This is a genomic window from Streptomyces sp. NPDC006309 (assembly GCF_040613095.1).
Classification (GTDB): Bacteria; Actinomycetota; Actinomycetes; order Streptomycetales; family Streptomycetaceae; genus Streptomyces.
In genome coordinates this window covers 67622-94111 of sequence record NZ_JBEXRO010000004.1, presented here as the reverse complement: position 1 = coordinate 94111, position 26490 = coordinate 67622, and the positions used below count along the sequence as shown (strand labels likewise).

Sequence of the window (26490 nt, the reverse complement as noted above, 5' to 3'; positions counted from 1 at the left end):
TCCACTCCGTCGCTCCCCGACCTCATCCGAGGGGGTACGTCCTTCCGTGGTGACCAGCACAAAGCGCCACAAGCCAGACCGGCGCACCTATGTCCTCGACACCAGCGTCCTGCTGGCCGACCCGAACGCATTGACCCGCTTCGACGAGCACGAGGTCGTGCTCCCCATCGTGGTGGTCACGGAACTGGAGGCCAAGCGGCACCATCCCGAGCTCGGCTACTTCGCCCGTCAGGCGCTGCGCCTGCTGGACGACTACCGGGTGAAGCACGGCCGCCTCGACGCTCCCATCCCGATCGGGGAACTCGGCGGGACGGTCCGTGTGGAGCTGAACCACTCGGACCCCAGCGTGCTGCCCAGCGGCTACCGCCTGGGGGACAACGACTCGCGCATCCTCGCGGTCGCCCGCAACCTCCAGGCCGAGGGGTACGACGTCACCGTCGTGTCGAAGGACCTGCCGCTCAGGATCAAGGCGTCCTCGGTCGGCCTCCTCGCCGAGGAGTACCGGGCCGAACTCGCCATCACGGAGAACTCCGGCTGGACCGGGATGTCCGAACTCACCCTCCCCGGTGAGCAGGTGGACATCCTCTTCGAGGAAGGGCACGTGTACGTCCCGGAGGCGACCGACCTGCCCGTGCACACCGGGCTGACCATCCAGTCCGAGCGCGGCAAGGCGCTCGGCCGGGTCACCGCCGACGGCAGCATCCGTCTGGTGCGCGGGGACCGGGAGGCGTTCGGCATCAAGGGCCGCAGCGCCGAGCAGCGCATCGCGCTCGACCTGCTGCTCGACCCGGGCGTCGGCATCGTCTCGATGGGCGGCCGGGCCGGCACCGGCAAGTCGGCGCTCGCGCTGTGCGCGGGCCTGGAGGCGGTCCTGGAGCGCCGCCAGCACCAGAAGGTGATGGTCTTCCGTCCGCTGTACGCGGTCGGCGGTCAGGAGCTGGGCTATCTGCCGGGCTCCGAGGCCGAGAAGATGAGCCCCTGGGCGCAGGCCGTCTTCGACACCCTCTCCGCGGTCACCAGCCGCGAGGTCATCGAGGAGGTCACCGCGCGCGGGATGCTCGAGGTCCTCCCGCTCACCCACATCCGCGGACGCTCGCTGCACGACGCGTTCGTGATCGTGGACGAGGCGCAGTCGCTCGAACGGAACGTGCTGCTGACCGTCCTGTCGCGGATCGGCGCCAACTCGCGGGTGGTGCTGACCCACGACGTGGCACAGCGGGACAACCTGCGCGTCGGCCGTTACGACGGTGTGGTCGCCGTGGTCGAGAAGCTGAAGGGGCACCCCCTCTTCGCGCACGTCACCCTCACACGCAGCGAGAGGTCCCAGATCGCGGCACTGGTGACCGAAATGCTGGAGGACGGTCACATCTGATCCGGTAACGCACACTTGGCGCCGTCCGGCAAAGGTACAGAAGCCTAGCCGGGCGGCGTCTTCATGTGTGGCGGTTTCCTGAAATCGCCGGGCGCAAACGGGATGTGAGCTTTCACACGCAACACAGAATTGCCACCCGCCCTGGGGTTACGGCAGAGTCTCAGTCCTGTCAGGCCCCGCATACGGCACACGTGTACCCCCAGCGGTATGGCACAACAGCAGCAACTTCAACTCCATAACGACGCCGTATGCCGCCCGAGCACCATGCGGCGCTCCCTTCCGGGGAGTTGCCCACCGGGCCCGCGCCTCCCGTGACCCCGCAGTTGGGAGGCCAGTGTCAGGGGCACGATCGCGTCCGCCAGGGTCACCGAAGCGGACGGTGCTGGAAGGAAACCGTGTGAGCCGGATTTCGGTCCGGGGATTCGCAGTGGCCTCGGCCACCGCGGTCACCGCTGTCGGAAGCGTCGTCGGTGTTGCCTCGGGCAGCACCGCGCAGACCAACGACGCCGAGGCGACGGCAGCCGACGCGACGCTCCTCGCGGACATCCCCGCGTCTCAGCAGGCGCAGGTGCAGACCGCGTCCCTCACGCAGCAGGCCGACGCACAGGCCATCGCCGCGGACACGAGCGCCAAGAAGGACGCGGAGGAAGCGGCCCGCAAGGCCGCCGCCGAGACCGCGATCGCGAAGAAGGAGGCCGCCGAGCAGGCGGCCAAGGCCGCTGAGAAGCAGGCCAAGGAGCGCGCCGAGACGAAGGCGGCGGCGGCCAGCCGCGACGACGTCCGCGACTCCTCCTCCTTCCCCACCCAGTCCAGCTACAACGCGGCGCAGATCCAGGCGATGGCGCGTCAGATCGTGGCCGGCGGGCAGTTCCAGTGCTTCAGCAACATCGTGGACCACGAGTCCAGCTGGAACTACCAGGCGGTGAACGCCTCCTCCGGTGCCTACGGTCTCTTCCAGGCCCTGCCCGCCGGCAAGTACGCCTCCGCGGGCGCCGACTGGCGGACCAACCCGGCCACGCAGATCAAGTGGGGCCTCAACTACATGAACGAGCGCTACGGCAGCCCCTGCCAGGCCTGGTCGTTCTGGCAGGCCAACCACTGGTACTAGGACGACACGACCTAGGCCCGCCGGCACTTTCTTCCCAGCGCAGCCCCTCCCCGTCCTCGGGGGAGGGGCTTTCGCACTGTACGGTCGTACTCGGAACGATTCCAGGGGGGACTGGTGGCTAGCACCCGGGGACGCGGGGGAAGAGGACGGACATGTCGCGAGTACCAGGGTGGCTGGGCCGGCTCGGAGCCGGCCTCACCGAGATGAGCGAGCGCCTCGACGAACGCCGCGCGGAGGTGGAGAAGGACGGCACCGGGTCCGCCCGGCGCAGGCGGGCCGAGGCGCCCGTCGAGGAGCCGGTCCCGCCCCCACGCCGGCCCGTGGCTCCGCCGGGTCCACGTCCCGACCCGGCGCAGGCCGTGCCCTGGGGTGTGCGGGTCGCCGCCGAGGCCGGCTGGCGGCTGCTGGTGCTGGCCGGCACCGTGTGGGTGCTGATGCGGGTCATCAGCGCCGTCCAACTGGTGGTGTTCGCCTTCGTCATCGCCCTGCTGGTCACGGCGCTGCTCCAGCCCACGGTCGCCCGGCTCAGACGCCGCGGGGTGCCGCGCGGCCCGGCCACCGCGATGACCGCCGTCGCCGGCTTCGTCGTGATCGGGCTGATGGGCTGGTTCGTGACCTGGCAGGTCATGGAGAACATCGACACGCTCTCCACCCAGATACAGAGCGGCATCGACGACCTGCGCAACTGGCTGCTGAAAAGCCCGTTCCACGTCACCGACAAGCAGATCAACCAGATCGCCAAGAACCTCCGTGAGGCGATCGGCGCCAACGCCGACCAGATAACGTCCGCGGGCCTGGAGGGCGTCCAGGTCGTCGTGGAGGCCCTCACCGGCATACTGCTGGTGTTCTTCTCGACGCTGTTCCTGCTCTACGACGGCGAGCGCATCTGGCAGTGGTTCCTGAAGCTGGTGCCCTCCGCCGCCCGTCCGGGTGTGGCCGGCGCCGGTCCGCGCGCCTGGCGCACCCTGACCGCCTACGTCCGCGGCACGCTCCTGGTCGCCCTCATCGACGCCATCTTCATCGGCATCGGCATCTACTTCCTCAACGTGCCGATGGCCGTTCCGCTGGCCGTCTTCATCTTCCTGTTCTCCTTCATCCCGCTGGTGGGCGCGGTGGCCTCCGGCGCGCTCGCGGTGATCGTGGCGCTGGTGACACAGGGTGTCTTCGCCGCCGTCATGACCCTCGCCGTGGTCCTCGCGGTCCAGCAGATCGAGGGACACGTCCTCCAGCCGTTCATCCTCGGCCGCGCGGTCCGCGTCCATCCGCTGGCGGTCGTGCTGACCGTGGCGGCCGGCGGCATGGTGGCCGGCATCGGCGGCGCCGTGGTGGCCGTACCGCTGGTGGCGGTGACGAACACGGTGGTCGGATACCTGCGGACCTACGCCCAGGAGGTCCAGGACGGCCCGGCACCCGAGGACCGGCCGGCCGAGTCCGCCGAGTCCGCCGAGCCCGGCGGGGAGGCCGGCGACGGGAGCGCCGAGGTCCCCCCCGAGGACGTCCACCTCGAGATCGCGGAGAACCCCGCCCACCGAGGGTGAGCGGGGTTCCGGTGAGCGGCTGTCCTACTCGGACAGCACCGCCTCCGCGTCGAGGGTGACGCCGACGGCCTGCACCACGGAGGCGATCTTGAACGCCTCCTGGACGGTCTCGCGCTCCACGCCGGCCTTGCGCAGCACCTGCTCGTGCGAGTCCAGGCACATACCACAGCCGTTGATCGCGGACACCGCGAAGGACCACAGCTCGAAGTCGACCTTCTCCACGCCCGGGTTGCCGATGACGTTCATCCGCAGGCCCGCGCGCAGGGTGCCGTACTCGTGGTCGGACAGCAGGTGCCGGGTGCGGTAGAAGACGTTGTTCATCGCCATCACCGCGGCGGCGGCCTTGGCTGCCGTGTACGCCTCGGGCGACAGGTTGGCCTTCGCCTCGGGCTCCAGCTCACGCAGCACGATCGGGGAGCGGGAGGCGATGGCGGTGGCCAGCACCGTGCCCCACAGCTGCTGCGCGGGCAGCTCGGAGTTGCCGATGACCGAGCCGAGGTTGAGCTTCAGGTCCTTGGCGTAGTCCGGTACCCGGGACTTCAGGGAGTCGAGCGACATGGGTCACTCACCGGCCAGCAGCGCGACCGGGTCAAGGGTCTCTTCGCCCTTGCTCCAGTTGCACGGGCACAGCTCGTCGGTCTGGAGGGCGTCCAGGACCCGCAGGACCTCCTTGGGGTTGCGCCCCACGGAGCCGGCGGTGACCATCGTGAACTGGATCTCGTGGTTGGGGTCGACGATGAAGACGGCACGCTGCGCGAAGCCGTCCTCGCCCTCGATGCCCAGCGCGCGCATCAGCTCGTGCTTGGAGTCGGCCATCATCGGGAACGGCAGGTCGGTCAGGTCCGGGTGGTCCTTGCGCCACGCGTGGTGGACGAACTCGGAGTCACCGGAGAAGCCGAGGATCTGGGCGTCGCGGTCGGCGAACTCGTCGTTCAGCTTCCCGAACGCGGCGATCTCGGTGGGGCACACGAACGTGAAGTCCTTGGGCCACGCGAAGACGACCAGCCACTTGCCCTCGTAGGACTTGTGGTGGATCTGCTCGAACTCCTGACCCTTCTCCAGCGAGACGCAAGAGGTCAGTTCGAACTCGGGGAACTTGTCACCGACAGTGAGCACACGCTCTCCTTGCAGCGAAGAAACTTCCCTTTTGGGGCGTTTCCCATGGGTTGGACGTTATTGATGTTGGCACAGGGTGCATTGATTAGGGAAATAGCTACACTCGGTCATGTTGATCGGAGGCGGCTATCAGTGACCATCAGTAACGGAACCAAGCGGCGGCAGCCCAGCCTGGCGCAGCTGCGGGCCTTCGCCGCCGTGGCGGAGCACCTGCACTTCCGGGACGCCGCGGCGGCCATCGGGATGAGCCAGCCCGCGCTGTCCGGCGCGGTCTCGGCCCTGGAGGAGACCCTCGGTGTGACCCTCCTCGAGCGTACGACCCGCAAGGTACTGCTCTCGCCCGCGGGGGAGCGGCTGGCCGTACGGGCCAGAGCGGTGCTGGACGCGGTCGGGGCGCTGCTGGAGGAGGCCGAGGCGGTCCGGGCGCCCTTCACGGGCGTGCTGCGGCTCGGGGTGATCCCCACAGTCGCGCCGTACCTGCTGCCGGCGGTGCTGCGGCTCGTCCACGAACGCTACCCGCACCTCGACCTCCAGGTGCACGAGGAGCAGACCGCCAGCCTGGTCGACGGCCTGCACTCCGGCCGGCTCGACCTGCTGCTGCTCGCCGTGCCGCTCGGTGTCCCCGGCGTCGTCGAACTCCCCCTCTTCGACGAGGACTTCGTGCTCGTCACCCCGCTCGACCACGCGCTCGGCGGCCGGGAGGGCATCCCGCGCGAGGCGCTGAGGGAGCTGAACCTGCTGCTCCTGGACGAGGGCCACTGCCTGCGCGACCAGGCCCTGGACATCTGCCGGGAGGCCGGCCGCGCGGACGCGCCGGTCACCACCACGGCCGCCGGACTGTCCACCCTGGTCCAGCTGGTGGCGGGCGGCCTGGGCTGCACCCTGCTGCCGCGCACCGCGCAGAAGCTGGAGACCACCCGCAGCAGCCAGCTGCTGACCGGCTACTTCGCCGAGCCCGCCCCCAGCCGCCGCGTCGCCTTCGCGATGCGGGCCGGCGCGGCCCGCGCCGCCGAGTACGAGGAGCTGGCGGCGGCCCTGCGCGAGGCGCTGCGCGCCCTGCCGGTGCGGGTCGTGGACGACGACGCCTGACACACGTCAGGGCTCCTTCCCGGGGGGAACGATCCCCCCGGGAAGGAGCCCTGACGCGTTCCGGTCCGGCTACTCCGTCCGCAGCCCCTCCGGCCGCATCAGCCGTGCCAGCGGCGGCAGGCTCAGCAGGGTGACCGTGAGGACCACGGCCGCGCCGGCACCGGTCATCGACAGCACGCTCGCCCAGTCGACCGACACCGGGGTGTCCGTCATCCTCAGCAGCACCGCGCCGAGCCCCAGGCCCACCCCCGAGGCCAGCAGCAGGCCCAGCGTGATGGGCACCGCCGTCTGCCACAGCACCGACAGGCCCAGCGTGCGGCGCCGGGTGCCGAAGGCGACCAGCGACGACAGCAGCTTGCGCCGCTCGCGCAACTGCTCCAGCTGGGAGACCAGCAGGCTGGCCCCGATCAGCGCCAGCACCCCGACCGCGCCGATGAACAGACCGGTCCGCAGCGAGGTGTACCTCCGGGACTCCTGCGTCGAGGACCACTGCCAGGCGCTGGCGAGGGGGTCCACCCGCGCGGCCGTGTTCCGCACGTACTCCTCCGCGTCCGGCACCGACGGGTCGGTGCGGACGTAGACCTGGCCGTACAGCGTCGGGGCGGCCGCGGCGGGCAGGGCGGAGGGGGTGGCCAGCAGGCCGCCGACGTTGGTGGTCAGCGCGTCCTTGCGGACGGTGACCCGCGGCAGTCCGGCCGGCACCGTCCAGGGGATCTCGCGTCCGCGGTCGGCGTCCGAGTAGGTGGGGTCGAGGAAGCCGCGCCCGCCGGACCGGCGCAGGGTGCGCAGGCCGTCGTTGCCGTCGCCGCCGTGCACGCTGAACACGTCGCCGTCCCGGCAGGACGGCAGATGGGCCAGCTCGCGCAGCGCAGCGCAGTCGCCGACGGTGACGGAAGTGGTGTCCCCGGGGTCGCGGCGCCGGTCGCCGAGCCCGCCGGTGGCGATCGCCACCGCCGCCCTGACGCCCTCGGTGCGCGCGAACTCCCGCCCGGCGGCCCGCACCGGCGTCCGGCCGGAGAGGTCGACCTCCATCTGCACCCGCCCGGGGTCGCGGCCGGTCTCCCTCGTGTACTGGCTCTCCACACCCGCGAACAGCATCTGGAGCGCGATCGCCCCGGCCACCGCCACGGCGATGCCGTTGACCATCCGGGCCGCCGAGCCGCTGCTCACCTGGAGCCGGCGGACGGCCAGCTGCCAGGACACCGAGCCCGGGCCGAGCCGGGCCACGACCGCCTCCACCAGCCAGGGCAGCAGCGCGGTCACGCCGACGAGGAGCAGCATCACCCCGCCGATGACCAGGTACTGGTTGAAGTCGCCGTGGGCGCGGCCGTTGCCGATCATCGGGTACAGCATCGCCAGGCCCGCCAGCGGCAGCAGCAGCCGCCACCACAGGCGCCGCCGGGCCGGCCTGGCCGCCCGCACCACGCCGAGCGGTTCGACGACCACCCCGCGCATCGCCAGCAGCGTCACGAGCACGGCGGAGGCCGGGACCGCGACGGCCACCAGTACGACCAGCGCGGGCGAGGGATTCAGGTAGCTCGGGAAGAAGCTCTCGCCCAGCACCTCGAGGGAGCCCGCCACCTGACGTCCGATCAGGAAGAGAACCGTACCGACGACCAGTCCGAGCAGGGCTCCGGCCAGCGCCTCGCCGGCCGCGATGCGGCGGGTCATCCGGCTGTCGGAGCCCACCAGCCGCAGCGCGGCCAGCCGGCGGTCGCGCCGTTCGCCGCCGAACCGTACGGCCGCGGCGATGAACACGGCGACCGGCATCAGCAGCACCACGAACACGACCAGCACCATCAGGATGAGCACCGGGTCGGCCCGCTCGGTCGTCGGGTGCGGGTCCCCGAACGCGGTCAGCCGCTGCACCCGCGAGCTGTCCGGCTTCACCGCCAGGCCCTGCGCACCGGCGTAGTAGGCCAGTTCGTGCGACCCGATCAGCCCGGGCTCGGTGATCGTGCCGGTGATCCGGTACGGGATCCGCTCCCGCAGCAGCTTCGCCCCGTCCGAGGAGAGCAGCTCCTTCAGCGCGGGGGAGGCGGCCATCTCGCCCTTCGCCGGGAAGCGGTCCACCCCCGGCGGCAGCGGCGCCCGCGGCCCCTCGGCCTCCAGCAGCCGGCCCCGGATGTCCTTCGTGCGCCACCTGGTGTCGGTGTTGGCGACCAGGACGGTGTGCTCGCTCCTGGGCGGGACGGCCGCGTTGTACGTGAGGTCCTGGCGGGCCTGTTCGCGCTGGTGGCGCACGGCCAGCACGTTCGGCAGTGCGGTGGTCAGCAGCAGCAGCGCCACGCCCAGGCCGACGCCCACCGCCGTCAGGACCATCCGGACCCAGCCCTCGCGCCCGCCGGTGCAGGCGAACCGGACACCCATGGAGAGGTCGCGGGACCACTGCCGCACGTTCATACGGCGCGCTCCATGTCGCGTGACTTCCCGTCGCGTACGACGATCTCCCGGTCGGAGTAGGCGGCCACCCGAGCCTCGTGCGTGACCAGCACGACGGCCGCGTTGGTGGAGCGGGCGGCGTCGGTCAGCAGTTCCATGACGCGCTCGCCGTTGAGGGAGTCCAGCGCGCCGGTCGGCTCGTCGGCGAACAGCACCCGCGGCTGGGTGACCAGCGCCCGCGCGACCGCGACCCGCTGGCCCTGGCCGCCGGAGACCTCGCCGGGCCGCTTGCCCCCCAGGCCGTCGACCTCCAGGCGTTCCATCCAGGTCAACGCGGCCCGCTCGGCGGCCTTGCGGGAGGCGCCGTTCAGGCGCAGCGGCAGTGCCACGTTCTCCACGCAGGTCAGTTCGGGCACGAGCTGGCCGAACTGGAAGACGAACCCGAACTCGCTGCGGCGCAGCGCGCTGCGCCGGGCGTCGCTCAGGCCGGCCAGTTCACGGCCGTCGTAGGTGATGGAGCCGGAGTCGGGCGGCACGATGCCGGCGAGGCAGTGCAGCAGCGTCGACTTGCCGGACCCGGAGGGGCCCATCACGGCGACGACCTCGCCGGGGTGGATGGAGAATTCGGCGCCGTCGAGCGCGACCGTGGGGCCGTAGGACTTGCGCAGGTTCTCGGCGGTGAGCAGGGAGCCGGGCGGAGGGGTCATCGGGCCACTTCCTCACGGAGCCTGTCCAGGCGGGCCGCGGTCAGCTCCAGCCAGCGCAGGTCGGCCTCCAGGTGGAACAGGGCGTGGTCGCAGATCAGCTGGTCGGCGAGGTCGCCCCGGCGCTTGCGGTCGGTCAGGATCCGCATGCTGCGCAGGTGCTCGGCACGCTGGGTGTCGAGGATGGTGGAGGCGTCCCGGTGGGTGAGGAGGGCGAGGACGACCTTGGTGTAGAGGGTCGACTGGAGGTACTCCTCCGGCTTCTCCGGGGTGGCGAGCCAGTGCTCCACGTCGGTGACGCCGGCGTCGGTGACGGCGTACCGCTTGCGCTCGGGCCCGCCGCCCGCCTCGATCCCGTCGACTTCCACGAGGCCGTGCTTCAGCAGCCGCGACATCGTGGAGTAGACCTGGCCGTAGTGCAGCGGCCGGTCGTGACCGAACTTCTCGTCGAAGGCCCGCTTGAGGTCGTAACCATGGCGCGGGCCGGACTCCAGGAGTCCTAGGAGGGTGTGACCGATGGACATGCGGAGCACTCTACACACGGTGTATACGCGGGATGTATACACCGTGTGGACAGCTCGTGGCAGGCGGTACGGCGCCGCAGGTGGGAGCCGATTGTCACGGTTCCGACACAGGCGGCCGGCCCCGGCGGGGCAGCGGCCCGGTGTCCTTGGGCAGCCGCCCGGCGTCGGCCAGCGCCTGGCGCAGCAGGAACTCGATCTGCGCGTTGGCCGACCGCAGCTCGTCCCCGGCCCACCGGGCCAGCGCCTCGTACACCGAGGGGTCCAGCCGCAGCAGCACCTGCTTGCGCTGCCGCGGCCGGCGCTTCGGGGTGTCGGGGGTCTCCGGGGAGTCCGGGGCCGTCCGGTCCGTCACTGGTAGAGCGTTCCGGTGTTGAGGACGGGCTGCGGGGCGCGGTCGCCGCACAGCACCACCATCAGGTTCGACACCATCGCCGCCTTCCGCTCGTCGTCCAGCTCCACGATGTCCGCCTCCGCGATCCGGGCCAGCGCCGCCTCGACCATGCCCACCGCGCCGTCGACGATCTGCCGCCGGGCCGCGACGACCGCTCCCGCCTGCTGCCGCTGGAGCATCGCCGAGGCGATCTCGGGGGCGTACGCGAGATGCGTGAAGCGCGACTCGATGACCCTCACCCCGGCCGCCTCCACCCGCGCCTGGAGCTCGACGGCCAGCTTCTCGGTGATCTCCTCGGCGTTGCCGCGCAGCGACAGGCCGTCCTCCTCGTGGGCGTCGTAGGGGTACTCGATCGCGATGTGCCGCACGGCCGTCTCGGTCTGCGTGGCGACGAACTCGGCGAAGTCGTCCACCTCGAAGGTGGCCTGCGCGGTGTCCTGCACCTTCCAGACCACGACCGCGGCCAGCTCGATCGGGTTGCCGTAGGCGTCGTTGACCTTCAGGACCGCCGTCTCGTGGTTGCGCACCCGGGTGGAGATCCGGGTCCGGGAGGTGAAGGGGTTCACCCAGCGCAGGCCGTCCTGCCGGATCGTGCCCCGGTAGCGCCCGAAGAGCTGCACGACCCGGGCCTCACCCGGCGCCACCGTGTTCAGTCCGCGCATCGCGACGAGGGCCGCCAGGAGGACGAGGACGCCGGCGGTGATCAGGCCGCCGTGGGCGCCGGGGGAGGAGGTCGCCCCGGACAGGGCGAACAGGGCGACCGCGGCGCCGAGGCCGAGCAGCCCCAGCACCAGGGCGAGCCCGCCGCCGATGCTGTGGGCGGCGAACTCCCGCACCTTCGGGGCGGGCATCTCGGGGATGTCGGCGGTGGCGGCCGGCTCGGATATGGACACAGGGGACCCCCGGTTCTGCTGCGGCCAGGCGTGAGGTGCGCCTAGCTCTGCTCTATCTAAGTGATAGCACTTTAAGCCGTCAGGCAACCCTCCGCCACCCGTTCGTCGTCGGTTCCTAGGGGGCGGGTGCTGATTGTCACGTCCGTAAAAGAACGGATCAGACGCCCTTTGTCATATAGAGGGGTGTTAGCTTTCGGAGCTGACCCCGAGACGGAAGCGAGCGTAGGGACCCATGGGACGAGCGGAAGAGAGACGAGCGCGACAGGGCGGTCACCGCGCGGCGCCCCGGCGCCGCCGCCCCACGTCCGACCCCACGCCCACCGACTCGACCCGCATCGGGCCCGCCCCCGGCGGCAAGCCCGCCCGGGGCCTCATACGCCGGATATTCACCTGGAAGAAGATCCTCGGGACCTTCTTCGGCGTGTGCCTGCTGATGATCGCGGCCTTCATCGGGCTCTACCTGTACGTGGACATCCCGGCCGGCAACGCCGCCGCCCAGCAGCAGAGCAACGTCTACAAGTTCAGTGACGGCACGGTCCTCGCCCGCGACGGACACGTCAACCGCGAGATCGTCAGCCTCGCCAAGGTGCCCCGCAAGGTCCAGCTCACCTTCGTCGCCGCCGAGAACAAGAGCTTCTACCACGACTCCGGCGTCGACTTCCGGGGCACCGCCCGCGCCCTGGTCAACACGCTCTCGGGCAAAGGCAGACAGGGTGGCTCCACGATCACCCAGCAGTACGTCAAGAACTACTACCTCAACCAGGACCAGACCGCCACGCGCAAGCTGAAGGAACTGGTCATCGCGCTGAAGGTGGACCGCGAGAAGTCCAAGGACGACATCCTCGCCGGCTACATCAACACCAGCTACTACGGCCGCAACGCCTACGGCATCCAGGCCGCCGCCCAGGCCTACTACCGCGTCGACGCCCAGGACCTCACCGTCCAGCAGGGCGCCTACCTCGCCGCGCTGCTCCAGGCACCGAGCCAGTACGACTGGGCGGTCGCCACACCCACCGGCAAGCGGCTGGTCACCGCGCGCTGGAACTACGTCCTGGACAACATGGTCGAGGAGGGCTGGCTGCCCAAGGCCAAGCGCGCCGCCATGCACTTCCCCGTGCCGAAGGAACCCAAGGGCGCCCCGGGCCTCGGCGGACAGAAGGGCTACCTCGTCGAGCTGGCCGACCAGCAGCTGGAACAGCAGCTCATGACGGAGCAGGGACTCACCCAGTCCCAGGCGGAGAACGCGGTCGTCCACAAGGGCTGGACCATCACCCTCAACGTCGACCGCAAGAAGCAGGACGCGCTGGAGAGGGCCGTCAGGACCCAGCTGACCGGCAAGCTCGACAGCAAGAAGCGCAAGGTCGACGGCGCCATCCAGGCCGGCGCCGTCTCCGTCGACCCACGGACGGGCAGGATCGTCGCGCTGTACGGCGGCAAGAACTACTACGACCACTACTTCGACAACGCCACCCGACGGGACTACCAGCCCGCCTCGACGTTCAAGCCGGTCATCCTCGCCGCGGCCCTGGACGGCGCCGCCACCACGCAGGACGGCACGCGGATCAACGCCGACACCCTCTACGACGGCACCAGCCGCCGCCCGGTCGTGGACCACGGCTCCCGCGTCGGCTTCGCCCCGCCCAACGAGGACGACGTCAGCTACGGCAAGATCACCGTCCAGCAGGCCATGAACAAGTCCGTCAACTCCGTCTTCGCGCAGATGGGCGTGGACGTGGGCATGGACAAGGTCATGAGCACGGCCGGCAGGCTCGGCATGGACACCAAGGGCATGCAGGCGGTGCCCGCGCAGACGCTGGGCTCGATGGGCGCCAGTCCGGTGGAGATGGCCGGGATCTACGCCACCTTCGCCAACCACGGCCACAAGGTGACGCCGTCGATCATCAAGGCGGCCGAGAACAGGGGCCGACCGGTCCGGATACCGGACCCGCTCGGCGGCCCGGTGATCAGCCGTACGGCCGCCGACACGGTCACCTCGGTGCTCACCGGCGTGGTGGACGACGGCACGGCCAAGCGGTCCGTGGCCGACAACCCGCTGCGCGACGGCCAGCAGGTGGCGGGCAAGACCGGCACCTCCGACGAGAACAAGTCGGCCTGGTTCACCGGCTACACCCCGGACCTCGTCACCTCGGTCGGCCTGTTCGGCGAGGACCCGAAGACCCGGGCCCATGTGTCGATGACGGGCGCGACCGGCCTCCTCCCGGCGCCCGGCCGGATCAACGGCGGCGGCTACCCGGCGCAGATCTGGGCCGCCTACACCTTCGGCGTGACGGACAGGGCCACGTTCGACCTGGAGACCACCCAGGGCGCGGCCGTCGAGCCGACCCCCACGACGCCGACCTGGACGCCCACCACCCCGACCCGGACGCCGTCGCGGACGCCGAGCAGCGCGCCCCCGACGTCCCCGTCCCCGTCGCACAGCCCGTCGCAGACGCCGTCCCGGACCCCGTCGCAGACGCCGTCCGAGACCCCGAGCCAGACGCCGACGAGCCGGCCGCCGACCACCCCCGCCACGGAGAACCCGCTCGACCCCGTCCCCGGCGCCGGCCTCGGCCGGTAGCGGCGCGGGACACGCGACGGCGAAGGGCGCCCGGAATGCTCCGGGCGCCCTTCGCCGTCAGCGGCCATCCGCCGGGCCTCAGCCCCGGTTCAGCTCGAACCACACCACCTTGCCGGTGCTCAGCCGGGTCGCACCCCAGCGCCGGGCCAGCCTGTTGACCAGGTACAGGCCGCGCCCGTCCTCGTCCGTGGCCCGCGCCTGCCTCAGCCGCGGCAGCTGCGGCACGTCGTCGCCCACCTCGCAGCGCAGCACGTCCGTGCGCAGCAGCCGCAGCGTCACGGGCCGGGTCGCGTACCGTACGGCGTTCGTCACGACCTCGCTGACCAGCAGCTCCACCGAATCCGTCAGGTCCTCCAGGTCCCAGCGGGACAGCGCGCGCCGGGCCAGCCGGCGGGCCTGCCCGGGGGCGGAGTCCTCCGGCTGCAACGTCCAGTACGCGACATCGCTCGGCGCGATCCCGTCGAAACGGGCGGCGAGCAGCGCGATGTCGTCGTCCCGGTCGCCCGGGCCGAGCATGTCCAGCACCTCGTCGCACAGCGCTTCCAGCGGCGGCGGATGGTCCGGGCCGGTCAGCTGCGCGGTCGCGGCCAGCTTCTCCCGCAACTGCTCTATGCCGGTCCACACGTCCCGCAGCCGCGACTCCACCAGCCCGTCGGTGTACAGCAGCAGGGTCGCGCCGGCCGGCGCGTCCAGCTCGACCGCCTCGAAGTCCACCCCGCCGACCCCGATCGGCGCGCCCGGCGGCACCCGCAGCACCTCGGCGCGCCCGCCCAGGTGCAGCAGCACGGGCGGCGGATGACCGGCGTTGGCGATGGTGATGCGGTGCGTGACCGGGTCGTAGACCGCGTACAGGCAGGTCGCCATGCGGTCGGTGCCCAGCCGCTGCGCCTGCTCGTCCAGGTGGTGCAGCACCTCCTGCGGGGGCAGGTCCAGCCCGGCCAGCGTCTGCGCGGTCGTCCGCAGCTGACCCATGATGGCCGCCGAGGTCATGGAGTGCCCCATCACGTCACCGACGACCAGCGCGACCCGGCTGCCGGGCAGCGGGATCGCGTCGTACCAGTCGCCGCCGACCCGCGCGGTCTCCGCCGCCGGCAGATACCGGGAGGCCAGCCGGACACCGGTCGGACGGGGCAGGGTCTCGGGCAGCATGGTGCGCTGGAGCTCGTCGGCGATGTACGCCTCACGGCCGTACAGCACCGCCTTGTCGATGCCGAGCGCGCTGTGGGTGGCCAGCTGCGCGGCCACCAGCAGATCGTCCGTCTCGAACGCGGGCCGGTCCGGGCGGCGCAGGAACAGGGCCGCGCCGATCACCCGGCGCCGGCCGCGCAGCGGCGCGAGGATCGCGCGCTGCCCGCCCGGCACGACCGCCTCGCCGCCCTCACCGAGCAGTTCCGGCAGCGCGGCCCGGGCGGCGGGCGCGTCCGCGAACACCGGGCGCACCCCGCGCAGCACCTCGTTCAGCGCGCCGCCCGGCCGCACCTCGCACAGCTCGGTGGTCAGCGACGACAGCTCCGCCAGCGCGGTCGGCTCCGGCTCCGGATCGAACGCGGGCGGCAGCAGCGCCCCCTCGGTGTCCCGCTCCTCCGGGATCCGGTCGGTGCGGCGCAGCCGCAGCACCACCGGGCCCGTGGGCCGCTCGTCACCGACGGGCAGCGGGTCGCGCAGATAGACCAGGATGGCGTCGGAGAACGTCGGCACGGTGGCCCGGCACAGGCCCATCACGATCTCGTCCAGGTCGAGTCCGCGGGCGATCCGCCGGGTGGCGGCGCCCACGAACCGCAGCCGGTCCCCGTCCCGCCGCATCGGCATCGGCCGCCCCGGCGGCAGCCCCCGTCCGGTACGGCGCTCCTCACCGGCCGGTGTCCGCTCCTGCTCGGCGCCGGGCTGCGCCGGGATGGCCTCCGGCGCGGGGCGCGGGCGATGGGCGCCGGGCTCGGCGGTGGCGGGCTGGGAGTGCTCGGGGCCGTTGACTGGGGGCTCCTTCCCCTCGCCGTCCTGTCCCTTGCCGCGGGGCGTGGCCGTGCCCGCGGCGGACGGCGCTCCGTCGGCCCGGGTCTGCACCGGTAACGCCGGGGCGCCGAGGGGCTCCGGGGAACGCAGGAGTGCCCCGCGGCGCTCCGCGGGGTCGACGCCCGGCTGGGGGCGTTCGAAGGAGGTGGGCTGCTCCGTCACGCGTGTCGCATCCATCCGTCCGGGGCCAAGGGCAGTTGGACCCGCCGAAATTCCGATACCCGCAATACGTGCCCCAGGAACGGAATTCCCGCGTGGTCGGGGGTGGTACCTGTGCCGGCGGCGAGGTCTGCGCGGCCCGCGGCGGTGTCGCCGCAGGTCCTCGCGGTGGTGCCGTGGTGCCCCTCGCTCACGTCCTGCCGCCCCTCGGTGACGTTCGGTCAAGCCCGGCGATCGATCCGGGAGTTACTGTGGTGCGCCCTTGCGGAGGACGATCCTACGTTTCTTGCCGGGGGGCGCATCAAGGGTCTCATGAGGACACGTGCGCGGGCGTACGGTCCCAGTCCTCGGGGAGAGAAGGTACCGTCCAGGACGGGTCCGGGCGCCAGTGCTCCCAGCCGTCCGAGAACGGCGCCCCCCAGGCACGGATCACCTCGACCGCCTGCCGGCCGGCCGCCCGCACCCGCTCGGCGGTCTCCGCGTTCATCAGCCCGTCGCGCTGGGCCTGCGCGAACTCGTCCTCGTCCCGCCAGTGCCAACCGCGGTCCGGATGCACGGAGATGTCCAGGAAGTGGTCCTCGGAGTCCACCCCGCGTGCCCAGCGGGCCAGCGGCTGCTCCAGGTTCACGTACCAGTTCTTGAACCGCCAGCCCGGATCCCAGAACAGCCACACCGACCACGGCCGGCCGGGCTGGGCCAGCTTGAGCACACCCGTGCCGAACCAGCGGTCCCGCTGGACCGTACGCGGCTTGGTGTAGCGGGAGTCCAGCGGCTCCAGGTGCACGGGCGTACCGTCCGCCAGGACCGGCTTCACGCACTCGGTGCCGGGGGCCAGCCACACCGCGAGGAGTTCCGCGTCGTCCCGTACGACGGTGACGGGCCGGGCGATGTGGACGTGTTCCCCGGCGTTCTCCCGGTACCGCCACAGGATCCGTGTCCCGGGCGCCCAGTACGCCGCACGTTCCGCCGCCGCTCGTGTCATCGCTCCGTCGTCCGCCATGGACAGATATTAGGTGCCGTGCTCATGTGACGCTGCGGTGCGCGTCACGGTGGTACGGCCGTGGCCGGAAAGGTGCGCCCGCGGTCACGGGCGCGTCATCCGCAGGACGTCCAGCGCCTCGTCGAGCTGCTCCAGGGTGAGGTCGCCGCGCTCCACGTACCCGCCCTCCAGGACGACTTCGCGGATCGTCCTGCGTTCGGCGAGGGACCTCTTGGCGACCTTCGCGGCCTCCTCGTAGCCGATGTACTTGTTCAGCGGGGTCACCACGGACGGCGAGGACTCGGCGTACTCGCGGGTGCGTTCGCGGTCCGCGGTGATGCCGTCGACCGTCCGGTCGGCCAGCAGCCGCGACGCGTTGGCGAGCAGCCGGATCGACTCCAGGACGTTCTTGGCGATGACCGGGAGCATCACGTTCAGCTCGAAGTTCCCGGCGGCCCCGGCGGTCGTGATGGTGACGTCGTTGCCGATGACCTGCGCGGCCACCATCAGCACGGCCTCGGGAACGACCGGGTTGACCTTCCCCGGCATGATCGAGGAGCCGGGCTGGAGGTCGGGCAGCCGGATCTCGGCGAGACCGGTGCGCGGCCCGGACGACATCCAGCGCAGATCGTTGGCGATCTTCGTCAGGCCGACCGCGATGGTCCGCAGCTGCCCGCTGGTCTCCACGACCCCGTCCCGGGCGCCCTGCGCCTCGAAGTGGTCGCGGGCCTCGGTCAGCGGCAGCCCGGTGACCCGGGCGACCTCCTCGATGACCGCGGCGGCGAACCCGGGCGGGGTGTTGATGCCGGTGCCGACCGCCGTGCCGCCCAGCGGCAGTTCCGCCAGCCGGGGCAGCGAGGCCCGCAGCCGCTCGACGCCGTACCGCACCTGGGCCGCGTAGCCGCCGAACTCCTGACCGAGCGTCACCGGCGTCGCGTCCATGAGGTGGGTGCGGCCCGACTTCACCACGTCCGCGAACTCCCCGGACTTGCGCTCCAGGGACGCGGCGAGGTGCTCCAGGGCCGGGATCAGGTCATGGGTGACGGCCGAGGTCGCCGCGATGTGCAGGGAGGACGGGAAGACGTCGTTGGACGACTGCGAGGCGTTGACGTGGTCGTTGGGATGCACGTCCCGGCCGAGCCGCTCGCTCGCCAGCGTCGCGACGACCTCGTTGGTGTTCATGTTGGACGAGGTCCCCGAGCCCGTCTGGAAGACGTCCACCGGGAAGTGCTCGTCCCACCGGCCGTCGGCGACCTCCCCGGCCGCCTCCTGGATCGCCTCCGCGACCTCCTTGTCCAGCACACCCAGCTCGGCGTTCACCTTGGCCGCCGCCGCCTTGATGCGGGCCAGCGCCTCGATGTGCGCCCGCTCGATGCGCTGCCCGGAGACGGGGAAGTTCTCGACGGCACGCTGGGTCTGCGCCCGCCACTTGGCATGGGCCGGGACCCGGACCTCACCCATCGAGTCGTGCTCGGTCCGGTACTGCGGCTCTTCGCTCGTCATCGTCCTACCTCCGCACACGTGAGCAGCTGACGCGGAACCCGTATTCCCCGTCAGCCCCCCACGAGTACACCCCGCCGGCGGCGACCGCCCCCGCGGGACGCCGTACGGGACGCGGGAAGCCCCCGGCCGGCGGCCGGGGGCTTCCCGTCACCCATCGCGATACCGGGTCAGCCGAGGCCGGGGCCCCGCACCGGGATGGACGTGAAGGTCGGCTGCGGCGCCGGGTCCTGGAAGAAGTCGTTGCCCTTGTCGTCCACCACGACGAACGCCGGGAAGTCCTCGACCTCGATCTTCCAGACGGCCTCCATGCCCAGCTCCTCGTACTCCAGGACCTCGACCTTCTTGATGCAGTCCTGGGCGAGGCGGGCGGCGGGGCCGCCGATGGAGCCGAGGTAGAAACCGCCGTGCGTGTGGCAGGCGTCGGTGACCTGCTTGCTGCGGTTGCCCTTGGCGAGCATCACCTTCGAGCCGCCCGCCGCCTGGAACTGCTCGACGTAGGAGTCCATGCGGCCGGCCGTCGTCGGCCCGAAGGAACCCGAGGCGTAGCCCTCGGGGGTCTTCGCCGGGCCCGCGTAGTACACCGGGTGGTCCTTCAGGTACTGCGGCATCTCCTCGCCCGCGTCCAGCCGCTCCTTGATCTTGGCGTGCGCGATGTCGCGGGCCACGACCAGCGGGCCGGTCAGGGACAGCCGGGTCTTCACCGGGTACTTCGACAGCTCGGCGAGGACCGTGTCCATCGGCTGGTTCAGGTCGATCCGCACGACGTCACCGGCCTCGTCGAGGTGCTCGTCCGTCGTCTCCGGCAGGAAGCGCGCCGGGTCGGTCTCCAGCTGCTCCAGGAAGACGCCCTCGGCGGTGATCTTCGCGACGGCCTGGCGGTCGGCCGAGCAGGAGACGGCGATCGCGACCGGGCAGGACGCGCCGTGCCGGGGCAGGCGGACCACCCGCACGTCGTGGCAGAAGTACTTGCCGCCGAACTGCGCGCCGATGCCGATCCTCTGGGTCAGCTCGAAGACCTTCTCCTCCAGCTCCTTGTCCCGGAAGCCGTGGCCGAGCGGCGAGCCCTCGGTGGGCGCGTTGTCGAGGTAGTGCGCGGAGGCGTACTTCGCGGTCTTCAGCGCGTACTCGGCGCTGGTACCGCCGACGACGATCGCCAGGTGGTACGGCGGGCAGGCGGCCGTACCGAGCGAACGGATCTTCTCCTCCAGGAACTTCATCATGGAGGCCTCGTTCAGGACGGCCTTCGTCTCCTGGTAGAGGAAGGACTTGTTGGCCGAGCCGCCGCCCTTCGCCATGAACAGGAACTTGTAGGCGCCGCCGTCCGTCGCGTACAGCTCGATCTGGGCGGGCAGGTTGGAGCCGGTGTTCTTCTCCTCCCACATGGTCAGCGGAGCCATCTGCGAGTAACGCAGGTTCAGCTTCGTGTAGGCGTCGTAGATGCCGTGCGAGAGGTGCTTCTCGTCCTCGCCCCGGGTGAGGACGTTCTGCCCGCGCTTGCCCATGACGATCGCCGTGCCGGTGTCCTGGCACATCGGCAGTACGCCGGCCGCCGCGATGTTCGCGTTCTTCAGCAGGTCCAGCGCCACGAACTTGTCGTTGGCCGAGGCCTCGGGGTCGTCGATGATGCGGCGCAGCTGCGCGAGGTGGGCCGGGCGCAGGTAGTGCTGGATGTCGTGGATCGCCTCCTCGGCCAGCTTGCGCAGCGCCTGCGGCTCCACCTTGAGGAACGTCCGCCCGTCGGGCCCCTCCACCGTGGAGACGCCCTCGGACGTCACCAGCCGGTACGGAGTGGTGTCCTCTCCTTGCGGGAGCAGATCGGTGTACGCGAACTCAGGCATCTCTCAGCCCATTCCTCACTCTGACGGACGGCCGCCCGCCGACGCTGGCGGGCCTCACCAGCCTAGAACCTGCCGTCGGCACGGAACCTGTGAGGTGAGGCTCAGCGGCTGTGACGTAACGCTCAGCCGCGGTGGCGTACGGCGCGGTCGTGACACACCGGGGTTGTCCACACCCCTGGTCGCGATCTATCGCGTTTCGGTACGCTGCCGCCGTGGACCTTCACAAGCAGGCTCAGCCCCGGGACACCGCGCCGCGCGTCGCCGAACTGCGCGCCTCGGACGCCGACCGTGACCGCATCGCCGACATCCTCCGCGAGGGCCTCGCGGAGGGCCGGCTGACCGCCGACGAGCACGCCGAACGCGTGGACGGCGTGCTGCACGCCAAGACGGTGGGTGAGCTGGAGGTCTTCGTCCGGGACCTGCCCGCCGGCCACGAGCGGCTCGCCGCCCTCGCCTACGCCCCCGCGCCCCGCCCCGGGCCGGGCGCGATACCGGAGGAGGCCGACGCCAGCGTGGTGGCGGTGTTCAGCAGCGCCATGCGCCGGGGGCGCTGGCGCGCGGGGCGCCGGCTGCACGCGTACGCGGTCTTCGGGAGCGTCGAGATCGACCTCAGCGAGGCGATCTTCGAGTACCAGCAGGTGGTGATCAAGGCGGTAGCCGTCTTCGGCGACGTCCAGATCCGCGTCCCGGAGAACGTCTCGCTGCGCGGCACCGGGGGCGGCGTCCTCGGTAACTTCGAGGTGAGCCCGCTCGACTCGGCCGACTCCCGGGCGCCGGTGGTCTACGTCGACGGCTGGGCCGTCCTCGGCAACGTGGAGGCGCGGCCCCGGCGGGGCAGGCGGGTCGCGGACATCCTGGAGCGCGTCCAGGACAAGGTCGACCGCAAGCTCCGCAAGCACCTGGGGCATTGACCCGGGGGGGCGCGAAGCAGACGCCACGCGCCCGCGGTCGGAAACTCTGTGCATAGGCGCGCGCACAGCGGGTAGGCCTTGCTGCATCGTCTCTCGCTCGCGAAGCCGTCGTCAGGAGTAGACCGTGCTGCAACCGCCGCATTCGTCTCTGCAAGTAGCTGCCGTTCCTGCGCAGCGGCTGCCGGCGCGGGACAGGGACCAAGACGCCGCCTGGCACACCGAGGCGGTGTGCCGGCGCGACGAGGCCGGCCTGTTCTTCGCCCCGTCGAAGGAGCCGACCGCCGCCCGGCTCTCCCGCGAGGACGCGGCCAAGCGCGTCTGCTCCCGCTGCCCGGTCATGGTCGAGTGCCGTGAACACGCACTCCTCCAGCCCGAGCCCTACGGCGTCTGGGGCGGCCTCACGGCGGCCGAACGCCGCGTGGTCCTCGCCCGGCGCCGCCGCCGCGAGATGGACCTCAAGAAGACGGCCCGCCCCGCCCCCAACCGCATAGCGGGCTGACCGCCACCCCCAGGGGCGCCCCCTCCACCCAGGGGGCGCCTTGTCGTTGGCCCACGCGACCGGGCCGACTTCGGGGCGGGGCGGGGCGGGTGCGGTGGGTGGGTGGCTGGGCGGTGCGGCGGTGTGCGTCACGCTGAGGCGTGGGCCCTGGTTGTGCTGTGCCGGCAGGCGGCAGGGTGCGGAGCGGGGTGTGTACGTCGCCGTTCCGCCCGGTGTGCGGTCCCGCCGGTCGGGGCACGGCTGGGCGGCGGGGAGATCCCGAGTACGCGGTCGTGCGGTGGGCTGCGCCGACGCGCGGTCGGCGAGTGGCCGTAACCAGGCGACGGGCGGCCGACACCCACCGGGCCGCACGCGGCGGCCGGGGGGCGTGGCTTGACCGGCTGGCGCCCATACCTTTCGGCCGGCGCGCGGCCACACCCTTCGCTGGCGCGCGGTGACTTCGGCCCAGTGCGGCCACTCGGGGCTGCGCCGGTAGGCGGTCGGGGCTTGGCCGCAGTCAGGCCGATGGGCGGGCCACACTTGCCGGACCGCGCCTGCCGGCCGACGCCCGCACGCGTCGGCCGGGGAGCGACTGCCTGGGCCGCATCCGCATCTGCATCCGCACCGCATCCGCGCCCGCAGCCTCCGGCCGGTGCGCGGCCACTCCAGCCCCGGCGTAGCCACTCCGACTTGGCGCGGCCACTTCGACCCGGCGTGGCCACTCCGGCCAGGCGTGGCCACTCCGGCCAGGCGCGGCTGATCCGGCCGGGGCGCGGGGCTGCCGCCTGACACGCGGCCCCGCCGGACGGATGCTGTTCCCGGCCGGGGGGGCGGTGTCCGGCCCGGGCTCTACTTAGCCCGGTCGAAGTCGATCGCGCTGTAGGCCCGGAGCTTGCGCAGCCGGTGCTCGGAGTCGATCCGGCGCACCGTCCCGGACTTCGACCGCATGACGATCGACTCGGTCAGCGCGGTCTCCGAGCGGTACCGCACGCCCCGCAGCAGCTCACCGTCGGTGATGCCGGTCGCCACGAAGAAGACGTTCTCCCCGGAGACCAGGTCGTCGGTCGTCAGCACCCGGTCGAGGTCGTGCCCGGCGTCGATGGCCCGCTGCCGCTCCTCGTCGTCCTTGGGCCACAGCTTGCCCTGGATCGTCCCGCCCAGGCACTTCACGGCGCAGGCCGAGATGATGCCCTCGGGGGTGCCGCCGATGCCGAGCAGCAGGTCGACGCCGGTGCCCTCGCGCAGCGCGTACACCGAGCCGGCGACATCACCGTCGGAGATGAGCTTGATACGGGCGCCGGCCTCCCGGACCTCCCGGATCAGGCCCTCGTGCCGCGGCCGGTCCAGGATGACGACGGTGACGTCCTCCGGCGCGGAGCGCTTGGCCTTGGCGATCCGCCGGATGTTCACGCCCACGGGCGCGTCGATGTCGACGAAGTCCGCCGCTTCGGGGCCGGTGACCAGCTTGTCCATGTAGAACACGGCGGACGGGTCGAACATGGCGCCGCGCTCGGCGGCGGCGAGGACGGCGATCGCGTTCGGCATGCCCTTGGCCGTCAGCGTGGTGCCGTCGATCGGGTCGACGGCGATGTCGACCTCGGGGCCGGTGCCGTCACCCACGTGCTCCCCGTTGAAGAGCATCGGGGCCTCGTCCTTCTCCCCCTCGCCGATGACGACGACGCCGTTCATCGACACGGTGGAGACGAGGGTCCGCATGGCGCGCACCGCGGCGCCGTCGGCGCCGTTCTTGTCACCGCGCCCCACCCAGCGGCCCGCCGCCATCGCGGCGGCTTCGGTCACCCTGACGAGTTCCAGGGCGAGGTTGCGGTCGGGAGCCTCCGAAGGAACATCGAGTTCGGACGGCAATTGATGATTTTCGGTCATCGGAGCGCACCTTTCTGATACGACGACGGCCGGATGAGGGTATTGGACACTGACTCTATCGCCGACCAGACAAAATGAGCAGGGGACCCCACGTATGAGCGCTTGGGGCACCTGCGACGATAGTGGGCGTGGCAGGTTCGAACGGCAAGCAGAAGACGGCCCGGGACATGATCATCTCCCTGGCCCTGATCGGTATCGCGGCGGCGGTCGTCTACTTCCTCGCCATCCCGCACAACGATCACTCTCCCGACCTCAAGCGGGTCGACTACCGGGTCGAGCTGATCACGGCCCGGCGCGCGGTGAGCTATCCGGTGGCTGCCCCCGAGGGCCTGCCGGACACCTGGAAGGCGACCTCCGTGCGCTTCCAGGGCCAGGAATCCGACCACTGGCACCTCGGCTTCCAGACCCCGGACGGCCAGTACGCGCAGGTCGAGCAGGCGTCCGCGCAGAAGCCCGCCGAGTTCATCGAGCAGGCCAGCCAGGGCGCGTCGGCGACGCGGCGGACGGAGACGGCCGGCGGCCGTACCTGGACCCGTTACACCGGCGGCCGCTACGACGCCCTCGTGCTCCAGGGCACCCCCGGCTCCACGACGGTGGTGTCCGGTACCGCCTCGTTCAAGGAACTGACGGCGATGGCGGCGGCGCTGCGGATGGAGTGACCGTCACCGCACGCACGAAGAGGCCCCCGGCGCTTGCCGGGGGCCTCTTCGTGCGTGCGGGCCGCTCAGACGGTCGTGACGACGTCCTCGTACGCCAGGCGCGGCGAACGCGGGTACCAGGCGTCCGGGCCGGGCCGGCCGATGTTGACGATCATCAGCGGGGTGTGGTCGTCGTCCAGGAACTCCTTGCGGACGCCCTCGAAGTCGAAGCCGGTCATCGGGCCGGCAGCCAGGCCGGCGGCGCGGACGCCGACGACGAAGTAGGCGGCCTGCAACGCGGCGTTGAACGCGGCGGCGCTCTCGCGGGCCGGACGCTCGGCGAAGAAGAGGTCCTTGGCCTGCGGGAAGGCGGGGAAGAGGGCCGGCAGCTCCTCGTGGAACTCGTTGTCCGCGGAGAGGATCGCGACCAGCGGGGCCGTGGCGGTCTTGGGCCGGTTGCCCTCGGCCATGTGCGGCAGCAGGCGCTCGCGGGCCTCGGCGGAGCGGACCAGGGTGATGCGCAGCGGGGTCTGGTTGAAGGCGGTGGGGCCGTACTTGACCAGGTCGTAGATCGCCTGGACCTGCTCGTCGGTCACCGGCTCGTCGGTGAAGGTGTTCGCGGTGCGGGCCTCGCGGAACAGCAGGTCCTGGGCGGCGGGGTCAAGAACGAGAGACATGCGTGCCTTCCTCGGGTGTGCGACGGTCCGGGGTCCGGACCGGCTGACATCCCGACCCTACGACAGTTGAGGTTTAATCTTCAACAAAAATCAGGACGTGGTGACCCGCCTCACAGCCCCCCTCAGATCACCTGGCCCGCTCCCCGCCCTCCGCGGCCCCCTCCGCGTCCTCCTCCTCGGCCAGCGCCGCGTCCAGCCGGGCCCGGGCCCCCTCCAGCCAGCGCCGGCACACCCTGGCCAGCTCCTCGCCGCGCTCCCACAGCGCCAGGGACTCCTCCAGCGTCGTACCGCCCGCCTCCAGCCGCCGTACGACCTCGACCAGCTCGTCGCGCGCCTGCTCGTACGAGAGCACCTCGTCCACCTTGCCCGTCATCCGCCCACCTTCACCGTGAATTCACCGTCGGCGACGCGAGCACGCAGCGTCTCGCCCTCCGCCACTTCTTCCGCGTCCCGCACCACATGCCCGTCGGCCCGCTGGAGCACCGCGTAACCGCGCTGGAGCGTCGCCGCGGGGGAGAGGGCCACCACGCGCGCGTGCGTGTGCGTCAGCTCCGAGTCCGCGCGGTCCAGCAGGTGCCCCACGGTCCGCCGGCTACGGTCGACCAGCGAGCCGACCTGGTCCGCGCGCTCGTCGATCATGCGGTGCGGATCCTCCATCGAAGGCCGCGCCAGCGCGTGCGCCAGCCCCCGCTCCTCCCGCTCCACGGACGCGTTCACGCAGCGCCGCGCCCGGTCCCGCAGCATCCGTACCCGCTCCAGCTCCTCGCCCACGTCCGGTACGACCTTCTTGGCCGCGTCGGTCGGCGTCGAGGCACGCAGGTCGGCGACGTGGTCCAGGAGCGGGTTGTCCGGCTCGTGCCCGATCGCGGACACGACCGGCGTACGGCACCCGGCCACCGCCCGCACGAGCTGCTCGTCGGAGAACGGCAGCAGGTCCTCCACGCTGCCCCCGCCCCGGGCGACGATGATGACGTCCACCTCGTCGACCGCGTCCAGTTCCTTGACGGCCTGGACGACCTGCGGGACGGCGTGCACGCCCTGCACGGGGACGTTGCGCACCTCGAAGCGGACGGCGGGCCAGCGGTGCCGGGCGTTCTCCAGCACGTCCCGCTCCGCGGCCGAGGCCCGCCCGCACACCAGCCCGATCAGCTGCGGCAGGAACGGCAGCGGCTTCTTCCGCTCCGGCGCGAACAGGCCCTCGGCCGCGAGCGCCTTCTTCAGCTGCTCCAGCCGGGCCAGCAGCTCACCGACGCCCACGGGTCTTATCTCGGCGGCGCGCAGGGACAGCTGGCCCCGGGGGGCGTACCACTCGGGTTTCGCCAGTACGACGACGCGGGCGCCCTCGCCGACGACGTCCGCGACCGCGTCGAACACCTGGCGGTAGCAGGTCACGCCGACGGAGATGTCGTGCGAGGGGTCGCGCAGGGTGAGGAACACGACGCCGGCGCCCGGGCGGCGCGACAGCTGGGTGATCTGTCCCTCGACCCACACGGCGCCCAGCCGGTCGATCCAGCCCCCGATCATGCGGGACACCGCGCCGACGGGGAGCGGGGCCTCGGGGGACGTGTTCACAGCCATGCGCCCGAGCGTAACGGTCGGTACCGACAACCCCGACGACCCCGAGGACGCCGACAAGCCAGATGACGCCGGTGAGCCCACCGACGCTGACGACCTCGATAACGCTGACGACACCGGTGAAGATGACGACCCCGCCGACG

The 26490-nt window shown here is 71.7% G+C and carries 23 protein-coding genes; 8 read left to right on the top strand and 15 right to left on the bottom strand.

Features of this window, described 5'->3' with window-relative positions; all coding sequences use genetic code 11:
• The first annotated feature begins 46 nt into the window (after positions 1–46).
• The 3 genes from ABZ117_RS07450 to ABZ117_RS07440 all read left to right on the top strand — a co-directional run bounded on the left by ABZ117_RS07450 (position 47) and on the right by ABZ117_RS07440 (position 4018).
• The gene (locus ABZ117_RS07450) at positions 47–1372 is read left to right on the top strand and encodes a PhoH family protein (RefSeq protein ID WP_356818327.1); all 1326 of its coding nucleotides are present in this window, start codon (positions 47–49) and stop codon (positions 1370–1372) included.
• Positions 1373–1769: 397 nt separating this feature from the next.
• On the top strand, positions 1770–2480 hold the full coding sequence (locus ABZ117_RS07445) for a transglycosylase SLT domain-containing protein (RefSeq protein WP_356818325.1): 711 nt from the start codon (positions 1770–1772) through the stop codon (positions 2478–2480).
• 152 nt (positions 2481–2632) lie between these two features.
• Positions 2633–4018: an AI-2E family transporter gene (locus ABZ117_RS07440; protein ID WP_356818323.1), complete on the top strand. Its 1386-nt coding sequence runs from the start codon at positions 2633–2635 to the stop codon at positions 4016–4018.
• Positions 4019–4042: 24 nt separating this feature from the next.
• Here ABZ117_RS07440 and ABZ117_RS07435 read toward each other — a convergent pair whose 3' ends face one another.
• Positions 4043–4576, bottom strand: coding sequence for an alkyl hydroperoxide reductase (locus ABZ117_RS07435; RefSeq protein ID WP_356818321.1), 534 nt, complete (start codon positions 4574–4576; stop codon positions 4043–4045).
• 3 nt (positions 4577–4579) lie between these two features.
• Positions 4580–5134 carry a peroxiredoxin gene (locus ABZ117_RS07430; RefSeq protein WP_356818320.1) on the bottom strand — a complete coding sequence of 185 codons (555 nt, stop codon included), beginning with the start codon at positions 5132–5134 and terminating at the stop codon, positions 4580–4582.
• Between the two features lie 132 nt (positions 5135–5266).
• On the opposite strand from ABZ117_RS07430, the gene ABZ117_RS07425 reads away from it, so the two are divergent.
• The gene (locus ABZ117_RS07425) at positions 5267–6223 is read left to right on the top strand and encodes a LysR substrate-binding domain-containing protein (protein ID WP_356818319.1); all 957 of its coding nucleotides are present in this window, start codon (positions 5267–5269) and stop codon (positions 6221–6223) included.
• Positions 6224–6292: 69 nt separating this feature from the next.
• Here ABZ117_RS07425 and ABZ117_RS07420 read toward each other — a convergent pair whose 3' ends face one another.
• From ABZ117_RS07420 to ABZ117_RS07400, 5 genes are all read right to left on the bottom strand, one after another.
• Positions 6293–8626 (bottom strand): FtsX-like permease family protein, encoded by a 2334-nt coding sequence (locus tag ABZ117_RS07420; RefSeq protein WP_356818318.1) that lies wholly within the window; start codon positions 8624–8626, stop codon positions 6293–6295.
• Complete coding sequence (locus tag ABZ117_RS07415; protein WP_356818316.1) at positions 8623–9312, bottom strand: ABC transporter ATP-binding protein; 690 nt, start codon at positions 9310–9312, stop codon at positions 8623–8625. The genes ABZ117_RS07420 and ABZ117_RS07415 overlap by 4 nt, the downstream gene beginning before the upstream one ends.
• The gene (locus tag ABZ117_RS07410; RefSeq protein WP_356818314.1) at positions 9309–9833 is read right to left on the bottom strand and encodes a PadR family transcriptional regulator; all 525 of its coding nucleotides are present in this window, start codon (positions 9831–9833) and stop codon (positions 9309–9311) included. The genes ABZ117_RS07415 and ABZ117_RS07410 overlap by 4 nt, the downstream gene beginning before the upstream one ends.
• Before the next feature lie 94 nt (positions 9834–9927).
• Positions 9928–10185 (bottom strand): hypothetical protein, encoded by a 258-nt coding sequence (locus ABZ117_RS07405; protein ID WP_356818312.1) that lies wholly within the window; start codon positions 10183–10185, stop codon positions 9928–9930.
• On the bottom strand, positions 10182–11075 hold the full coding sequence (locus tag ABZ117_RS07400) for an SPFH domain-containing protein (RefSeq protein WP_356818809.1): 894 nt from the start codon (positions 11073–11075) through the stop codon (positions 10182–10184). Before ABZ117_RS07400 ends, ABZ117_RS07405 begins: the two co-directional genes overlap by 4 nt.
• Before the next feature lie 274 nt (positions 11076–11349).
• On the opposite strand from ABZ117_RS07400, the gene ABZ117_RS07395 reads away from it, so the two are divergent.
• Positions 11350–13695, top strand: coding sequence for a transglycosylase domain-containing protein (locus ABZ117_RS07395; RefSeq protein ID WP_356818311.1), 2346 nt, complete (start codon positions 11350–11352; stop codon positions 13693–13695).
• Between the two features lie 78 nt (positions 13696–13773).
• Here ABZ117_RS07395 and ABZ117_RS07390 read toward each other — a convergent pair whose 3' ends face one another.
• The 4 genes from ABZ117_RS07390 to ABZ117_RS07375 form a co-directional block, all read right to left on the bottom strand.
• Entirely contained in the window at positions 13774–15867 is a 2094-nt protein-coding gene (locus tag ABZ117_RS07390; RefSeq protein ID WP_356818309.1) for a SpoIIE family protein phosphatase, read from the bottom strand.
• A 307-nt stretch (positions 15868–16174) separates the two neighbouring features.
• Positions 16175–16864, bottom strand: coding sequence for a DUF402 domain-containing protein (locus ABZ117_RS07385; protein ID WP_356818307.1), 690 nt, complete (start codon positions 16862–16864; stop codon positions 16175–16177).
• Between the two features lie 84 nt (positions 16865–16948).
• A complete protein-coding gene (locus ABZ117_RS07380; protein WP_356818305.1) occupies positions 16949–18346 on the bottom strand; it encodes a class II fumarate hydratase in 1398 nt (465 codons plus the stop codon).
• Between the two features lie 167 nt (positions 18347–18513).
• Positions 18514–20184: a fumarate hydratase gene (locus ABZ117_RS07375; RefSeq protein ID WP_356818304.1), complete on the bottom strand. Its 1671-nt coding sequence runs from the start codon at positions 20182–20184 to the stop codon at positions 18514–18516.
• A gap of 212 nt (positions 20185–20396) precedes the next feature.
• Between ABZ117_RS07375 and ABZ117_RS07370 the strand changes: the two genes are divergently transcribed.
• Both ABZ117_RS07370 and ABZ117_RS07365 read left to right on the top strand, forming a co-directional pair.
• Positions 20397–21095, top strand: coding sequence for a DUF1707 domain-containing protein (locus ABZ117_RS07370; protein ID WP_356818302.1), 699 nt, complete (start codon positions 20397–20399; stop codon positions 21093–21095).
• A 124-nt stretch (positions 21096–21219) separates the two neighbouring features.
• On the top strand, positions 21220–21594 hold the full coding sequence (locus ABZ117_RS07365; RefSeq protein WP_356818300.1) for a WhiB family transcriptional regulator: 375 nt from the start codon (positions 21220–21222) through the stop codon (positions 21592–21594).
• Positions 21595–22422: 828 nt separating this feature from the next.
• Here the strand turns inward: ABZ117_RS07365 and glpX are convergent.
• Positions 22423–23457 carry a class II fructose-bisphosphatase gene (gene glpX, locus ABZ117_RS07360; protein WP_356818298.1) on the bottom strand — a complete coding sequence of 345 codons (1035 nt, stop codon included), beginning with the start codon at positions 23455–23457 and terminating at the stop codon, positions 22423–22425.
• A 128-nt stretch (positions 23458–23585) separates the two neighbouring features.
• Between glpX and ABZ117_RS07355 the strand changes: the two genes are divergently transcribed.
• Complete coding sequence (locus tag ABZ117_RS07355; protein WP_356818297.1) at positions 23586–24116, top strand: DUF4245 domain-containing protein; 531 nt, start codon at positions 23586–23588, stop codon at positions 24114–24116.
• Positions 24117–24181: 65 nt separating this feature from the next.
• On the opposite strand, the gene ABZ117_RS07350 is transcribed toward ABZ117_RS07355, so the two are convergent.
• The 3 genes from ABZ117_RS07350 to xseA all read right to left on the bottom strand — a co-directional run bounded on the left by ABZ117_RS07350 (position 24182) and on the right by xseA (position 26350).
• Positions 24182–24772 carry a malonic semialdehyde reductase gene (locus tag ABZ117_RS07350; RefSeq protein ID WP_356818295.1) on the bottom strand — a complete coding sequence of 197 codons (591 nt, stop codon included), beginning with the start codon at positions 24770–24772 and terminating at the stop codon, positions 24182–24184.
• A gap of 127 nt (positions 24773–24899) precedes the next feature.
• Complete coding sequence (locus tag ABZ117_RS07345) at positions 24900–25145, bottom strand: exodeoxyribonuclease VII small subunit (RefSeq protein WP_356818293.1); 246 nt, start codon at positions 25143–25145, stop codon at positions 24900–24902.
• Complete coding sequence (xseA, locus tag ABZ117_RS07340; protein WP_356818291.1) at positions 25142–26350, bottom strand: exodeoxyribonuclease VII large subunit; 1209 nt, start codon at positions 26348–26350, stop codon at positions 25142–25144. Before xseA ends, ABZ117_RS07345 begins: the two co-directional genes overlap by 4 nt.
• Between the last annotated feature and the right edge of the window lie 140 nt (positions 26351–26490).

What these genes read in the sequence shown, in the direction of transcription:
- ABZ117_RS07440 (WP_356818323.1), top strand. Translation starts at nt 2,633, where the DNA reads ATGTCGCGAGTACCAGGGTGGCTGGGCCGGCTCGGAGCCGGCCTCACC.
- ABZ117_RS07435 (WP_356818321.1), bottom strand. Translation starts at nt 4,576, where the DNA reads ATGTCGCTCGACTCCCTGAAGTCCCGGGTACCGGACTACGCCAAGGAC.
- ABZ117_RS07420 (WP_356818318.1), bottom strand. Translation starts at nt 8,626, where the DNA reads ATGAACGTGCGGCAGTGGTCCCGCGACCTCTCCATGGGTGTCCGGTTC.
- ABZ117_RS07415 (WP_356818316.1), bottom strand. Translation starts at nt 9,312, where the DNA reads ATGACCCCTCCGCCCGGCTCCCTGCTCACCGCCGAGAACCTGCGCAAG.
- ABZ117_RS07410 (WP_356818314.1), bottom strand. Translation starts at nt 9,833, where the DNA reads ATGTCCATCGGTCACACCCTCCTAGGACTCCTGGAGTCCGGCCCGCGC.
- ABZ117_RS07400 (WP_356818809.1), bottom strand. Translation starts at nt 11,075, where the DNA reads ATGCCCGCCCCGAAGGTGCGGGAGTTCGCCGCCCACAGCATCGGCGGC.
- ABZ117_RS07395 (WP_356818311.1), top strand. Translation starts at nt 11,350, where the DNA reads ATGGGACGAGCGGAAGAGAGACGAGCGCGACAGGGCGGTCACCGCGCG.
- ABZ117_RS07385 (WP_356818307.1), bottom strand. Translation starts at nt 16,864, where the DNA reads ATGGCGGACGACGGAGCGATGACACGAGCGGCGGCGGAACGTGCGGCG.
- ABZ117_RS07380 (WP_356818305.1), bottom strand. Translation starts at nt 18,346, where the DNA reads ATGACGAGCGAAGAGCCGCAGTACCGGACCGAGCACGACTCGATGGGT.
- ABZ117_RS07375 (WP_356818304.1), bottom strand. Translation starts at nt 20,184, where the DNA reads ATGCCTGAGTTCGCGTACACCGATCTGCTCCCGCAAGGAGAGGACACC.
- glpX (WP_356818298.1), bottom strand. Translation starts at nt 23,457, where the DNA reads ATGACCGAAAATCATCAATTGCCGTCCGAACTCGATGTTCCTTCGGAG.
- ABZ117_RS07350 (WP_356818295.1), bottom strand. Translation starts at nt 24,772, where the DNA reads ATGTCTCTCGTTCTTGACCCCGCCGCCCAGGACCTGCTGTTCCGCGAG.
- ABZ117_RS07345 (WP_356818293.1), bottom strand. Translation starts at nt 25,145, where the DNA reads ATGACGGGCAAGGTGGACGAGGTGCTCTCGTACGAGCAGGCGCGCGAC.
- xseA (WP_356818291.1), bottom strand. Translation starts at nt 26,350, where the DNA reads ATGGCTGTGAACACGTCCCCCGAGGCCCCGCTCCCCGTCGGCGCGGTG.